Origin of the sequence: Burkholderia sp. AU4i (assembly GCF_000466765.1) — a bacterium.
Lineage (GTDB): Bacteria > Pseudomonadota > Gammaproteobacteria > Burkholderiales > Burkholderiaceae > Burkholderia > Burkholderia cepacia.
In genome coordinates this window covers 51,861-66,166 of the sequence record NZ_ASSI01000063.1, presented here as the reverse complement: position 1 = coordinate 66,166, position 14,306 = coordinate 51,861, and the positions used below count along the sequence as shown (strand labels likewise).

At 68.0% G+C, this 14,306-nt stretch carries 13 protein-coding genes and 1 pseudogene; 9 read left to right on the top strand and 5 right to left on the bottom strand.

Annotated features, from left to right (window positions below):
- Positions 1-10 precede the first annotated feature (10 nt).
- The 3 genes from L810_RS15345 to L810_RS47275 all read left to right on the top strand — a co-directional run bounded on the left by L810_RS15345 (position 11) and on the right by L810_RS47275 (position 2,146).
- Positions 11-1,450: a cytochrome P450 gene (locus tag L810_RS15345; protein WP_042974882.1), complete on the top strand. Its 1,440-nt coding sequence runs from the start codon at positions 11-13 to the stop codon at positions 1,448-1,450.
- Between the two features lie 188 nt (positions 1,451-1,638).
- The gene (locus tag L810_RS15340; RefSeq protein ID WP_021159202.1) at positions 1,639-1,944 is read left to right on the top strand and encodes a Panthothenate synthetase; all 306 of its coding nucleotides are present in this window, start codon (positions 1,639-1,641) and stop codon (positions 1,942-1,944) included.
- Positions 1,945-1,957: 13 nt separating this feature from the next.
- On the top strand, positions 1,958-2,146 hold the full coding sequence (locus L810_RS47275; RefSeq protein WP_021159201.1) for a hypothetical protein: 189 nt from the start codon (positions 1,958-1,960) through the stop codon (positions 2,144-2,146).
- Between the two features lie 103 nt (positions 2,147-2,249).
- Here the strand turns inward: L810_RS47275 and L810_RS15330 are convergent, their stop codons facing one another.
- Positions 2,250-3,050 (bottom strand): helix-turn-helix transcriptional regulator, encoded by an 801-nt coding sequence (locus L810_RS15330; protein WP_021159200.1) that lies wholly within the window; start codon positions 3,048-3,050, stop codon positions 2,250-2,252.
- A 125-nt stretch (positions 3,051-3,175) separates the two neighbouring features.
- Here L810_RS15330 and L810_RS15325 point away from each other — a divergent pair, with 125 nt between their 5' ends.
- A complete protein-coding gene (locus tag L810_RS15325) occupies positions 3,176-4,582 on the top strand; it encodes an APC family permease (RefSeq protein ID WP_021159199.1) in 1,407 nt (468 codons plus the stop codon).
- A gap of 64 nt (positions 4,583-4,646) precedes the next feature.
- Positions 4,647-5,756 carry a DmpA family aminopeptidase gene (locus tag L810_RS15320; protein ID WP_042974866.1) on the top strand — a complete coding sequence of 370 codons (1,110 nt, stop codon included), beginning with the start codon at positions 4,647-4,649 and terminating at the stop codon, positions 5,754-5,756.
- A 144-nt stretch (positions 5,757-5,900) separates the two neighbouring features.
- Here the strand turns inward: L810_RS15320 and L810_RS15315 are convergent, their stop codons facing one another.
- A complete protein-coding gene (locus L810_RS15315; RefSeq protein ID WP_021159197.1) occupies positions 5,901-6,113 on the bottom strand; it encodes a hypothetical protein in 213 nt (70 codons plus the stop codon).
- Between the two features lie 155 nt (positions 6,114-6,268).
- Positions 6,269-8,452, bottom strand: a complete 2,184-nt coding sequence (locus L810_RS15310) for an FUSC family protein (RefSeq protein ID WP_021159196.1) — start codon at positions 8,450-8,452, stop codon at positions 6,269-6,271.
- Positions 8,453-8,651: 199 nt separating this feature from the next.
- Between L810_RS15310 and L810_RS15305 the strand changes: the two genes are divergently transcribed.
- Positions 8,652-9,599 (top strand): LysR family transcriptional regulator, encoded by a 948-nt coding sequence (locus L810_RS15305; protein WP_027791525.1) that lies wholly within the window; start codon positions 8,652-8,654, stop codon positions 9,597-9,599.
- A 150-nt stretch (positions 9,600-9,749) separates the two neighbouring features.
- Here L810_RS15305 and L810_RS15300 read toward each other — a convergent pair whose 3' ends face one another.
- Together L810_RS15300 and L810_RS15295 are read right to left on the bottom strand one after the other, a co-directional pair.
- Positions 9,750-10,052 carry a DUF4148 domain-containing protein gene (locus tag L810_RS15300; RefSeq protein WP_021159193.1) on the bottom strand — a complete coding sequence of 101 codons (303 nt, stop codon included), beginning with the start codon at positions 10,050-10,052 and terminating at the stop codon, positions 9,750-9,752.
- Between the two features lie 214 nt (positions 10,053-10,266).
- Complete coding sequence (locus L810_RS15295) at positions 10,267-11,409, bottom strand: porin (RefSeq protein ID WP_021159191.1); 1,143 nt, start codon at positions 11,407-11,409, stop codon at positions 10,267-10,269.
- Between the two features lie 650 nt (positions 11,410-12,059).
- Here L810_RS15295 and L810_RS15290 point away from each other — a divergent pair.
- From L810_RS15290 to L810_RS15285, 3 genes and pseudogenes are all read left to right on the top strand, one after another.
- Positions 12,060-13,394 (top strand): chloride channel protein, encoded by a 1,335-nt coding sequence (locus L810_RS15290; protein WP_042974862.1) that lies wholly within the window; start codon positions 12,060-12,062, stop codon positions 13,392-13,394.
- 281 nt (positions 13,395-13,675) lie between these two features.
- Positions 13,676-13,798, top strand: a pseudogene (locus L810_RS49770) (STM2901 family protein); the annotation flags it as partial.
- Complete coding sequence (locus L810_RS15285) at positions 13,791-14,138, top strand: DUF1493 family protein (RefSeq protein WP_021159189.1); 348 nt, start codon at positions 13,791-13,793, stop codon at positions 14,136-14,138. The pseudogene L810_RS49770 and the gene L810_RS15285, both read left to right, overlap by 8 nt.
- Positions 14,139-14,306: the final 168 nt, after the last annotated feature.

Here is a 14,306-nt window from a genome sequence, read left to right as displayed (position 1 = left end):
AATCCGGCACATGAACACACGATCCTCTTCCCAATGTCCATTCCACGCGGGCACCGCTGCGGCGGCGCCCGTGCTTCACCCGCCCGGCGTATGGCCGCCGGGGCCGCCCGCCGGCCTGACGGGTTGGGGGTTGCTGCGCACGATGTCGCGCGACCTGATCGGCGCGCTTGGCGACTGGCAGCGCACGTATGGCGACGTCGTGCACTTGCGCGTGTGGCCCGAGCATGCCGTGGTCGTGACCGATCCGGCGCTCGTGCGCGAGCTGCTGGTCACGCACCACGATGCGCTCGGGCGCTGGGAGCGCGCCATCCGCGTCTTCGCGGAGGTCCACGGTCAAAGCGTGCTGGTCGCCGAGGGCGATGCGTGGCGCGACAAGCGGCAGGCGCTGCAGCCCGGCTTCATGGCGAAGCCGGTTCAGGCGTTCGTTCCGGCGATCGCGGCGACGGCCGGTCATGCGCTCGCGCAATGGCCCGCGCATGATCCGGAGTGGCCGATCGAAAGCGCGCTGACGTCGCTGGCGATGGACGTGATCATGCGCACGATGTTCTCCGATACGATCGGCGGCGATGCGCGCGCGGCCGAAGAGGCGGTGCGCGTGGTGAGCGCCGCGGCGAACGCGGCGTTTTACCAGCCGGTGAGCACGCCGAGCTGGGTGCCGTGGAAGCGCCGCACGGCACGCGCGATGGCGGTGCTGAAAGGGGTGATCGACCGGCAGTTGCATGCGCGCCTCGACCGGCCCGAGCGTACCTGGCCCGACGATCTGCTGTCACGCCTGTTGCGGCTGCATCGGGCCGATGCGCGGAAATGGCCGCTGCGGGCCGTGCACGACGAATGCGTGACGGCGTTCCTGGCCGGCCACGAGACGACCGCCGGGGCGCTGACCTGGTGGGCATGGTGCATGGCCGCGAATCCGGCCGTGCAAGCCGCCGCGCGCGACGAGGTGTCCCGCGTGCTGGGGGGGCGTGCGCCGTCCTCGGAGACGCGCACGTCGTTGCGTTACCTGTCGCAGACGCTCGACGAAACGCTGCGCCTGTACCCGTCCGCGCCGATCCTGATCAGCCGTCGCGCAGCGCGGCCGATCGCGCTGGGCGCGTGGCAGTTTCCCGCGCGCACGCTGTTCATGCTGCCGCTGCAACTGATGCAGCGCGATCCTCGATGGTTCCCCGAGCCCGATACGTTCCGCCCCGAACGCTTCGCCGACGATGCGCCGGCGCTGCCGCGCGGCGCCTGGATGCCGTTCGGCACGGGCCCGCGCGTGTGCCTCGGGCAGCATCTGGCGATGATGGAGATGACGGTCGTGGCCGCCATGGTCCTGCAGCGCTACGTGCTGTCGGTGCCGCCCGGCATGGCGCCGCCGCGCGCGGTGCTGAACGTGACGCTGCGACCGCGGCAGGCGTTGCATCTGGCGATCGCGCCGACCGGGCTGGCGGCCGATACGGTCTCCGAATGACGGGGGCATGAGCGGCCGATTCGACGGGGCCGGCATCGCGCGAGCGCACACCGTGCGCGCGATGCGGTGTCGTCGAATCGTCGGAATGTGAAGGCGTGCCGGCAATCGTTTTCGGCGCCACTGGCGCGGCATCGCGCAGCACCTATGCTTGAAGGGCCCAGGCCGGGTGGCGCCCAAGGAGGATGGTCATGCGCATGCTTCTCAACATACGAATCCCACACGAGCCGTTCAACACGCTGGTGCGGGACGGCAGCGTCGGCGACGTGATCTCGCGAATACTCGAAGCGGTCAAGCCGGAGGCCGTGTATTTCACGGAGCAAGGTGGCGGTCGCGGGGCGGTCGCGATCGTCAACGTGGATGACCCGTCGCAGATCCCCGCGCTCGCGGAGCCGTGGTTCCTGATGCTGAATGCCGACTGCGAGTTCCGCGTGGTGATGTTGCCGGACGATCTCCGGAACGCCGGGCTCGCGCAACTCGGCGCGAAGTGGCGGTAGCGGGGAGCCGCGCATGCGCGTGCTGCTGCCCGAAAACCGGGTGAGCGGCATCGCGCGGCGTTCGCGCGCCGGCTATCGCGCAGCCGGTGGCGGCTCGACGTTCGCCGCCTGCCTGTCCTTCGGTCGCAACAGCAGCAGCAACAGCAGGCCGCTCAGCGCCGCCGCGGCAGCGCATACGAAAAAGAACCGTTCGTTCCATTGAATCTCGCATGTCGGACGCTGCGCCGCCGGCATTCCCCGCCGTGGCGCCGGGTTCCGGCAGGAACGTGAAGACCGCCGGTTGCCATCCGTCCGGATCGGGGCGGTCATCCGGCCGCGTCTTCCCCCAGCGCCTGAATGAAGCGCGAGAACAGCTCGGGCTGCGAAGAAATCCCGAGCTTCGCGTACAGGTGCCGCCGGTGCACCTTCACCGTTTCCGGCGAAATCGCGAGCCGCTCGGCGATCGCCTTCGACGAGTTGCCGCGCAGCACCATTCTCGCGATCGACATCTCGCGATCGGTCAGCACGCCCGCGCCGAAGCGGGCGAGTGCCTGCTCGACCCGCGCGCCGAGATCGGCGTCGGGCGTCGCGCGTGCCGCGTCGCCCACCAGCTGCCAGTGCTGCCGGATCGCCGCGAGCACCCACGGCATCGCGGCCGTCAGCTTGCCGAGCGGCTCGACGTCGAAACGCGTGCCCGCGCCGAGCGACAGCGACAGCAGCATGTCGGCGCTCGGCCGCACGAGGATCTGGATCTCGTCGTCGCCCACCGCGTCGCGGAAATAGCTGAGGAAATACTCGCTCTGCCGGAACAGGTCGGGCGCGACTTCCTCGAGCCGGTAACAGCCGTCGGCGAGCCCGTCGTGCGCGGCCTGCAGGAACGGGTCGAGCAGATACACGCCGTTCAGGTAAAGCGGCACGGGCGACGCGGCATCGGTGCCGCCCGTGTCGTATTCCTCCAGCACGAGCGGCACCCCGTCGGGGCCGATCGCGGTCGCAAGTGCGTTGTCGAACGGCACCATTTCATTGAGCAGCAGCACCAGGAAGCGCCAGAAGCGCGGCTGGCCGAGATGATTGATTGCGCGGCCGAGCGCCTGGTGCATCGCGATTTCGGAAAAGAGACGATCCATACCACCACCGGAAGGGCGTAACACGAAGGGGGAATAGCAGTCCTGAAATTGGCTTCCTAGACTGCCACGCAATCAGTCGGGCCCGAGTATGGGCGTTCAAAAAAGCGCGGAACAGGAGAAACGAAATGGCGATGATGTCGGAATCGACGGGCACGCTGCAAGCGGCGCCTGCAACGGAGGACGCGCCGCGCGCGCTGTCGCAGACGCTCAGCGTGCGCGATGCGGTGATGATCACCGTATCGGGCGTGACCCCGGCCAGCTCGATCTTCGTGATCGCGCCGTTCGCGATCCAGCAGGCCGGCAGCGGCGCCGTGCTGTCGTTCGTGCTCGGCGGCGTGCTCGCGCTCGCGTTCGCGCTCTGCTACGCGGAACTCAGCGCCGCGCACCGCAGCGCGGGCGGCGAGTACGTGATGGCCAAGCGCGTGTTCGGCACGCTGCCCGGCTACCTGACCTTCATCACGGTGCTGTCCGTCAGCGTGTTCATCCCGGCCGTGCTCGCGAGCGGCGCCGCGCCGTACCTGAACAATGCGCTCGGCACGCACTTCAGCAACCAGTCGGTCGCGTTGACGATCGTGCTGCTCAGCTACCTGCTCGGCATGCTGAACATCAAGACGAACGCGTGGATCACGGGTGCGTTCCTGGTGGTCGAGATCGGCGTGCTGATGCTGATCGCGGGCCTCGGCTTCGGTTCCCCGCATCGCGGCGCCGACGCGCTGGTCGCGCCGGTCGTCGCGAGCGGCAACGCGCTCGTGCCCGCGACGCTGGCCGCGATCGTTCCGGCGATCGGCACGGCGATCTTCTGCTACAACGGCTTCGGATCGGCCGCGTATCTCGCGGAAGACCTGCGCGGCGGCAACCGCAACGTCGCGAAGGCGGTGATCTACTCGCTGCTCGTGATCCTCGTCGTCGAACTGATTCCCCTCACCGCGATCGTGCTCGGCGCGCCGTCGCTGACCGAGCTGACGAAGAGTGCCGACCCGATCGGCTATGTCGTGCGTTCGCTCAGCAACCCGGCCGTGTCACGCGTGGTCAGCGGCGGGATCTTCCTGTCGGTGTTCAACGCGATCATCGCGATCGTGATCACGATGGGCCGGCTGCTGTACAGCAGCGGCCGGCACGCGCTCTGGTCGCGCACCTGCAACCGTGCCTTCTCGACGATCCACCCGCGTCTCGAATCGCCGTGGCTCGCGACGATCGCGCTGGCGGTGCCGTCGGCGGGGCTCGTGTTCGTGTCGAGCCTCGACGAGCTGACCGCGTTCACGGTCGACCTGCTGCTGCTGATCTACCTGGTCGTCGGGCTGGCCGCGCTCGCGAGCCGGTTCGTGCGCCGCGACGTCGAGCATCATTACCGGATGCCGTTGTGGCCCGTGACGCCGCTCGTCGCGGTGGCGGGCGCCGCGTACACGCTCTACACGACGCTGGCGACGTCAACGAAACCGACCGACCTGATCATCATCGGGGGCCTGCTGGTCGCCGCACTCGTGATGTACGGGGTGTGGGCGCGACACAGCGAGGCATTCCGCGCGCTCTGAGCGACGGATCGACACCATGCGACACCGATATACCGAACCACTGAAAGACTGGAGGAACAGCATCATGCGCACGAGGGATCTCGGCATCCGCATCGGACTCGGCACACCGGGCCGCTTCAACGCGATCACGGACGTTCCGGGCGTGCGGGTCGGACATTGCACGCTGAACGAGGAGAACGGCGACGCATCGATCCGCACCGGCGTCACCGTCATCGAGCCGCGCGCGGGCGCCGCGCACGATTCGCCCTGTTTCGCGGGCGTGCACGTGCTGAACGGCAACGGCGATGCAACGGGGCTCGAATGGATCCGCGAAGCCGGGCTGCTCACCACGCCGATCGCCTATACGAACACGCACAGCGTCGGCGCGGTGCGCGATGCACTCGTCGCGAACGAACGTGAAGCGGCGGCGGGCCGCGTGTACTGGTGCATGCCGGTCGTGATGGAAACCTATGACGGCCTGCTGAACGACATCTGGGGGCAGCACGTGAGCGCCGCGCATGTGCAGCGCGCGCTGGCCGCCGCGCAGACGGGGCCGGTTGCCGAAGGCGGCGTGGGCGGCGGCACGGGCATGATCTGCCACGAGTTCAAGGGCGGCATCGGCACCGCGTCGCGCGTGCTCGCGGCCGATGCGGGCGGCTGGACCGTCGGCGCGCTCGTCCAGGCGAACTACGGCGTGCGCGAGATGCTGCGCGTGGCCGGCTATCCGGTCGGCGAAGTGCTGCGGCACGTGCCTTCGCCGTTCCGCGCGCCGGACGCGCAGGGCGAGGCCGGGATGGGCTCGATCGTCGTGACGATCGCGACCGACGCGCCGTTGCTGCCCCACCAATGCACGCGGCTCGCGCAGCGTGCCAGCGTCGGGCTCGCGCGGGTCGGCGGCGGCACCGAGGATTCGAGCGGCGACATCTTCCTTGCGTTCGCAACGGGCAACGACGGCCTGCCGGCGGCGAACTACGGCAGCAAGGGGGCGCCGACCACCGGCGTGAAGATGGTCAACAACGACCATATTTCCGCGCTGTTCGTCGCGGCGGCGGAAGCGGTGGAGGAAGCGATCGTGAACGCGCTCGTCGCGGGCGGCGACGTCGAGTCGCGCGGTGCGCGGGTCGAAGGGCTGGGGCAGGCGCGCTTGCTGGATGCGTTGCGCGAGGTGGGCTGGCGGCCGGGGCGCGGCGCCTGAAACGGCATGCGCCGCTTCAATCGAAGCGGCGTGGGGTGGAGCGGCGATGCGGCGATCGGCCGGGCCGCGATCGGCCGGGCCGCCGCTCGCCCGCGCAGGTCATGCGGGCGGTGCGGGCCTGGCCGTGACGACGCGGCGTCATGCTCAGCTGCCGAAGTAGATGTTGCAGAAGCTGACGGGGCCGACGCAGGCGTTCGGGTCTTCCTGCTTCGATTGCGTACGATCGACGCGGCCGGCGGCCTTCACGGTTTCGACGCGGTTCGCCTGTTGCTGAGCGGTGTCTGCCGGTGCCGGCTGTGCGTGAGCGACGGCAGCGGTGAGCGACAGGGCAACGAGGGCGAGGTGCAGCGGCTTCATTTCGGTTTCTCCTGGGTGAGTGCCAGTCTCGCTGGCAGTGAGGAAACTATAGGCTCGCACTGCTTAAAGATTAATCACCGCGCCTGTAGAGCATATTTCCATCCGGAACAAGGATCCCGTTGCGCACGCACCGATCGTCACGGGCATCGATGGCATCAATGGCGATGCCGGTTGAACGGCGCGTCCTTGTCCAGCAGCGCGCTGCGCATGAAGTGCAGGCAGCCGACGATGCGCTGCATGCGATGCCGTTCGTTGGGCACCGCATACCACGCCTGCAGCGCGTGCTGCGCGGCGCGGATCGCGAGATTCACCGATTTCAGCGTGCGTGCGTGATGGCCGGGCGTCGGATCGTCGAAGAAGCGCGGCAGCTCGTGCAGCACCGCGTCGACCGAGCCCGTCCAGCGCAGCGTCTGCGGCGGTTTCGATGCGCGGAACGCGTTCATTTCGTCGCGCAGGTCGATCACCGCGTGGCCGACTTCGAGCGTCGACAGCATCCAGCGCAGCGCGTCGCGATGCTGCCGCGTGCGCCGCACGAGCAGCGTGCGCAGTTGCGCCATCAGGTCGTGGGTGCTCGACTGGAAACGCTGCGCGAGGCCGTCCGGCGCGCCGTCGCACGCCAGCGTGACCTGGCGGCGCAGGTCGTGCGCGATGCGGCCCGTGAGCCACGGCATGTGAGTCGGGAACACGACCGCGAACACGAGCGAGCACGCGAGCATCGCGATGACGACGGCCAGGCCGTTGTTGATCAGCACCTCGGGCGTATACGCGATCGCGTTGTCGGGGCCCGCGAGCAGGCAGAAGAACACCGCGAAGCCGATCCCGTAGCCGGACAGTCCCGGCCGCATCGCGAGAAACGCGCCGACGCCGAGCACCGGCGCGAGCGCCGCGCACAGCAGCGGAAAGCCGTCGATGTTCGGATACACGTAGCACAGGAACAGGTAGCCGACGGCGGTCGCGAATGCCGCGCCGACGCTCATCTGCGCCACGAACTTCGGCGCACGCGGCGATGTCGAGCTGAGCGCGCACGCGATCGCGGTGGCGGTCACGGCAAGCGGGCCGCTTGGCCATTCGGAGGCGATCCAGAACACGCTCATCGCACCGACGGCGACGACCGTGCGCAGGAATGCGAAGCCGACGAAAAACGTATTGGTCTTCACCGCGTAATGCGTGACCGAGCGCTCGAACGCATGGTCGTCCTGATCGAGCGACGCATAGGTGTCGGCGTAGCCGAGGTATTCGCCGATAAAGCGGTACAGCAGCTCGATCGCGGTATCGAAGTCGAGCAGGCCGCCGGGCGCATGTTCCTCGATGTTTCGCCGCGAGGCGCGCGCGGCTTTCGGCAACGCGCTGTGGAAGCGGCGCAGATCGAGCAGTGCACCGGCGGCCGGCGCGATGCCGCGTTGCCGCTCGTCGCGCAGCGCGGCGAAACGCTGCGCGAGCGCATCGACATGCGGCGCGAGCGCATCGAGCACCGCGTCCGAGCCGTTCGCGCGCAGCCGCTTGACGAGCTGGTGCAGCGCATGCAGCCGCGTGCACGCGTTCATGAACTCGCTGTTCAGCCGCGCGAGCCGGCGGCTGCGCGCGCGAATGTGCGGATCCTCGAACGACGCGAACGCGCGATTGGCCTCGAAGCCGACGATGTCGTCGACGAAATCCGCGAAGCGCCGCTCGAAATCGCCGCGGGCGACGTCGCCCGCGAGTGCGCCGGCCGTGAACGCCGCGAACGTCGCATGGCGGGTGCCCAGCGAGCGCATCAGCGCCTTCGCGGAGCTGAGCGGCAGGATCAGCGCGCTGACCGCGCCCGAGCAGGCGATGCCGAGCGCGACTTCCGCGGCGCGCGTGAGCGCGGACTGGAACAGCGTCTGCGGCGTCATCACGGCCGGCAGGCCGATCAGCGCGGCCGTATAGCCGGCGAGCACGAAGCCGTACCAGCGGAAGTGGCGGTTGCGCACCGCGAGCGCGATGCAGCTGCCGATCCACAGCGTGATGCCGGCCATGTACAGCTCGGGCTGCTGCGCGAACAGCCCGCCGAGCGCGAGCGCGGCGACGAGTCCGGCTGCCGTGCCGAGCACGCGGTAGAAACTCTTCGCGAACACCATCCCCGACAGCGGCTGCATCAGCACGAACACGGTCGTCATCGCGGTGCGCGGCTGCGACATCTCCAGGCGCATCGCGATGCCCATCGCAAGCAGCGCCGCGAACACGGTTTTCCCGAGGTGCAGCCAGATCAGCCCGTCGCTTGCGGCCCAGTCACGTGCCGCGTCGCCGAGTGGATCGAGCCATGCTCTCCATCGTGCCGGTTCGATGGAAGGTCGCTCGATCGCAGGTTGTGGCTTCATGAAAAGAGGGGGCCGGTACGGGGCCGGCGAGGTGCGCGGCACGTCCGAACGGGTCCGTTCGACTGATGAGGCGCCGATTGTAGGAGCGCGGCGCCCGCGCATTAACGCAGCTGCCGGGAAACGATAGTTGCAGCCGGAGTAACAATCTGTCGCATCCAGTGGAGGAAAATAGCGGCTCCGCTACAGGTTGCTCACAGGAATGGATACCCTACAAAACATGCGGGTGTTTTCGCGTGTCGTCGAGACGGGCAGTTTCACTGCCGCCGCGCAATCGCTGAATTCGACGACGGGTGCGATGTCGCGCGCGGTGTCGGAGCTCGAGGCGCGCTTGCGTACCCGTCTGATGAATCGTTCGACGCGCCGCCTCGCGCTCACGTCGGCCGGCGAAAGCTATCTGCGGCGCTGCCGCCAGATCCTCGCCGACGTCGACCGCGCGGAAGAAGAAGCGAGCTGCGCACACGAACGGCCGGCCGGCGTGCTGCGCATGCACAGCTTCGCGAGCGTCGGCCATCACTATGTATTGCCCGCACTGACGCGCTATCACGCGCAGTTTCCGGACGTGTCGATCGAGCTGTCGCTGTCGCAGCGCATGCCCGACCTGTTCGACGGGACGAGCGACATGGCCGTCGTGACCGCGTCGTCGCTTCCCGATTCGGAGCTCGTGTCGCACCTGCTCGGCTCGACCTTCAGCATCCTGTGCGCGTCGCCCGACTACGTGAAACGCCACGGCGCGCCGGCCCGTCCGCAGGATCTCGCCGCGCACGCGTGCCTGACGCTGTGCACGCCGGCGTTCCCGACGCACGAATGGGTGCTCGAAGGGCCCGAAGGCGTCGAGCAGATTCACGTCGCGGGGCCGGTGCAGACCAATACGGCTGAATCGCTCGCGCTCGCGATCCGCGACGGCATCGGGATCGGCATGCTGCCGCTTTACTCGGCGATCGACGCGCTGCGCGACGGCACGCTCGTGCGCGTGCTGCCCGCGCACATCCTGCAGAAGATGAACGTGTACGCGCTGTATCCGTCGCGCCGCTTCGTCGATGCGAAGGTGCGGACGTGGGTCGAGATGCTGCGTGCCCAGGTGCCGGGGATGATCGCGCGCGACGTCGAGATGCTGAACGCGATCGACCGCGAACCGCAGGCCGCCTGAGCGGCCGACGCATATCGGCGCATCGCCGTATCGCCGGCTGCTTCTCTTCAGCCGGCTTCTTCTCTTCACGCGAATTTCGCCAATCACGCCAACGCGACTCGCCGCGCCCACGGTACATCCTCTCCGTGGGCGCGGCGCATCGTCATGACGTTACAGCGCGGGCTTTGCCGCCGCGCCCGATTCCGTTGCCGGCTCGCCGGCCGGGCCGTATGCGGCGTGCGCGGCCTTCTGTTGCGCGAGGCGCTTTTCGTGGAGCCGCTCCTGTGCCGCGAGGATGTCGTCCGGATAGTTGATGGATTCGCCGCGCGCCGGGTTGTAGCCGACCGATTCGAGGTCGATCAGCTCCTGCAGCACTTGCGCGCGCGTGACGGGCGACTTTGCCGACTGGGCGAACGACAGGGCCGGTGCAGCGAGCAGGACGGCAGCGGCGGCGGTAACGACGAGCGATTTCACGAGGTTCTCCTGGGTACGGGGTAGGTGGCCGGCGCGACGCGCGATGCGTGCCCCCGACCTTCGCTGGCAGTCTACGCAGCGCCCGAGCGCGTAAAAACCCCGATTCCAGGCAGGCTGCCTTCCAGATGGAACAACATTGATGCGCCGCCCGCCGCACACGAACCCGCATGCGAACGCAGGTGCGTGAGCGTCGGGCGGCGATGCATTGCGTCGATCAGAAGCGCGTGCGCATGCCGATCGTGCCGACGATCTGGTTCGCGGTGCTCGATGCGCCGCCCGAGCCGTCGATGAACGCCTGGTAGCCGCGGCCCGATGCGTGCTGATACATCGCTTCCGCGTAGACGTCCGTGCGGCGCGACAGCTTGTAGACGGCCTGCAGGTCGACCTGGTGCCACTTCGGATCGGTGCCGTGCCTGCTGTCGGGGTTCGACACGCTGGCGTCCGTGTACACGTAGGCCGCGCCGAGGCTGACGGCCGGCGTCACCGCATAGCGCACGTTCACGTCGTAGTTGTTGAACGCGACCTGGCCGGTCGAGCCGAACGAGCCCGTGTTGTCGTACTGCGAGCGCGTATAGACGAAGCCGACGGTGGCCGGGCCGAACCCGTAGCTGATGCCGCCGCCGTACGAACGCATGCGGTCCGAGCCGATCGACCAGCCGCCCTGGTTCAGGCTCTTCGCTTCGGCCGCGTCGGTCGCGCCCGGGCTCGCGCTCGTCGAGCCCTTCGTGCCGTTCATCTGCAGGTACGCGCCGGCCAGCTTCAGCGGGCCGTTCGTGTAGCTCGCCGCGACGCTGTATGCGCGGTTCGCGCCGAAGCTGGTCGCGTTCGAGAACGCGTACATCGCGCCGACCTTGAAGCCCGCATACGTCTCGCTCGTGTACTTGACCGCGTTGTTGATGCGCAGCGAGTGGTTCAGGTTGTCGTTGTCGAACGGATGCGCGAAGCTCGTGTCGCCGAGGTCGCCGGCCGTGGCGGACAGCGGCGCGACGAAATCGACCATCGTGTCGTACTGGCGGCCGAGCGTCAGCGTGCCATAGCCGCTCTGGCTCAGGCCGACGTACGCGTGGCGGCCGAACAGCTTGCCGTCCTGCCCGAGCCCGCCGTTGTTCACGTTGAAGCCGTTCTCGAGCACGAACAGCGCCTTCAGGCCGCCGCCGAGATCCTCGGTGCCGCGAAACCCGAGGCGGCTGCCGTTGACGGTGCCGCTGTTCAGGCGCCACAGCGACGCGCCGTTGGCGTTGTTGGTGTAGACGATGCCGGCATCGATAAGGCCGTACAGCGTGACCGAGCTCTGTGCGTGAGCGAGCGGGGCGAACAGCGTGGCGGTGCATGCGCCGGCGACGAGGGTTTTTTTCAAGTGAGGCTCCTGCGTGTGGGAAGGGGAACAAAAGTTCGGCGCAAGTATAGGAACGCAACCCGCGCGCAAGGCCGCCGGGGGCCGCGAGCGCACCTTTCCGGATCGGGCAAGAGTCGTTCACAAAACTGACACGACGCGCCGCGCGCGCGTGACGGTGGTGGTTTTTGCACGGTCGCACGCGGGCGGTATCCCTCCGTCGCGGGCGTGCTGTCGCGTCGTTGCAACATGAGCGGGGCGTGGCGCGGCGGTGGATCGGTGCGACTGGCGCGCGGAGAGTGGCTCGCCTGAGCCTACGCTCACGACCGGCAGCACCCGCGTTCAAACGCGGACGCGTGCACGCGTCGACGCGCTTCATCCAGGCTCGTCAACCGGATCACGCGACCTGCCGACTCGAAGCACGCGGCCGTTCTCACGAATTCGCCGCAACGGGAAGGCGATCCCGCGGCGTGAACCGGAACGCATCACGTATCCGCATTGAAGCGGGCGGTGAACTTCGGGCTGTCTCGACCCGCCGGTCTTCGTGTATTCATCAAACGCATGAGTCGATTCGAAAAATACGTTTGTCTCATGATTGTCGCCGGCCTACGATGCGGACCTGACGACGGCGTGCGTGTTGCGCGCCGTCTTTTTCGATCCCATTCGCGAACCCCATGCGCCCCGATCTCCCGTCCGCTCCCGCATCCCCTTCGCCGGCCGCCAGCCCGTTCGCGCGCATGGCCGTCGTCACGATCCTGACCGGCGCCGGCGCGGGTCTCGGCGGCATGCTGCTCGCGCTGCTGCTGCATGCGATCCAGCACGTCGCGTTCGGCTACAGCATCGCGCACGTGATCGGCACCGAGAGCTTCCTCACCGGCGTGACCGGCGCCGATCCGCTCCGCCGGCTCGCGGTGCTGATCGTCTGCGGGATCGTCGCCGGCGGCGGCTGGTGGGCGCTGTACCGGTATGGCCGGCCGCTCGTCAGCATCCGCCGCGCGGTGCGCGCGGCCGATCCGCGGATGCCGGTCGTCAGCACGACGATTCACGCGCTGCTGCAGATCGTCACCGTCGCGCTCGGCTCGCCGCTCGGCCGCGAAGTCGCTCCGCGCGAGATCGGATCGATGCTGGCGGGGCAGCTTGCGCATCGTGCGGGGCTCACTCCCGACGATTGCCGGCTGATGGTCGCGTGCGGTGCGGGCGCGGGCCTCGCGGCCGTCTATAACGTGCCGCTCGGCGGCGCGATCTTCGTGCTCGAAGTGCTGCTCGGCACGTTCGAACTGCGTGCGCTGGTCGTGGCGGTCGCGACGTCGGCGATCGCGGCGGCCGTTGCGTGGATCGGCCTCGGCAACGAACACCAGTACACGGTGCCGCCGTTCGTGCTGAGCACGCCGCTGGTGACATGGTCGATCGTCTGCGGGCCGCTATTCGGCTTCGCCGCATATGGTTTCGTGCGGCTCACGACCCGCGCCCGGGCGAACGCGCCGAAGGACGGGCGGCTGCCCGTGCTCGCGCTGCTCAACTTTGCGGTGATCGGCGTGCTCGCGATGCGTTTGCCGCAACTGCTCGGCAACGGCAAGGGCCCGGCGTCGCTGGGTTTCGACGGCACGCTGACGATCGGCCTCGCCGCTGCGCTGCTCGTGCTGAAGGTGCTGATCGAGGCCGGCAGCCTGCGGGCCGGCGCGGAAGGCGGCCTGCTGACGCCGGGCCTCGCGAACGGTGCGCTGCTCGGCGTCGTGCTCGGCGGGCTGTGGAGCCTCGTGTGGCCGGGTGCGTCGATCGGCGCCTGTGCGCTCGTCGGTGCGACCGCATTTCTCGCCGCGTCGATGCAGATGCCGATCACGGCGGTCGTGCTGCTGCTCGAGTTCACCCGCGCGGATCACGACAGCCTCGTGCCGATGCTGTTTGCCGTGGCCGGGGCGCTTGTCGCGTATCGGGTGGCGCAGCGGTGGAGTGAGGGGCGGGCGAAGGCGATGGAGGTGGTCAAGGAGCGTGCGGCGGCGATGCGTTAATGCGCACATGCAGCCAGGAAGCGAACGACGTTTGCGCTTTTGTCGCCAACGGGTCACCGAAAATTGACGATTTGTATCCGTTCCAGGGCAAGCCATCGCCGCGAGGATCCGTGCTGCACGACGAAGCTGTCACGATCAGAAGTGCAAGCGTGGAGCCGTATTAAAGGAACGATATCCGGTCGATCGCTTGCGTCGGAATGCACGCTTGCGCCAGCCTTTGCTTCCATGGGGCGGTTGTCCCTCCCGAGTCGTTCACGATAGCCTTTTGCGCTCGTTCAAATGTCGGGCGCGCCATTCCGGGAGCAGGTTGGGTACTCCTGGCAACGGATATCTCGCTGATCACTTATCGCGCGATCGGCACGTACAACAGCATCGTGAAGCCCGAGGATCGTTTGTATGGCTGACGCGTGGAAAAACCTCGAAGCGTTCATTGCGACCGATATCGGCAAGTTGCCAGTCGATCGGATCGAACTGATGCGGGACACTGACCTCTATCACGATCTCGATATGGAGCCGGAGCACATCGATGCGTTCGTCCGGCGATGGGCCGTGACGTTTGACGTCGACTTGTCCATGTTCGACATCCACGATTACTACCCGTCGGCGAAGCTCGGCATCGGTTCGTTCCTTGCCACGGTCGTCAGATCGCCGTTCAGCGGCGAGGCGCGGGAAATCCTGGGGGGCCGGTCGCTCACACTCGGCATGATGGTAGAGGCGATGGAGCGCGGGCGCTGGGCGGCGTGACGAACGCGATGCACTGATCGCGGCTGCGAAGCGGCTCGAGCCCGTCCCGCCACTTGTTCCTGTTTCCCTGTCGGTACCGCCGCGCGATCGCGGCCCCGCGCATGCCAAAGCGCGCCCGCCGGTTCTATGCAAGAATCCGCGCGTTTCCGCGCATCAACCAACAACGAT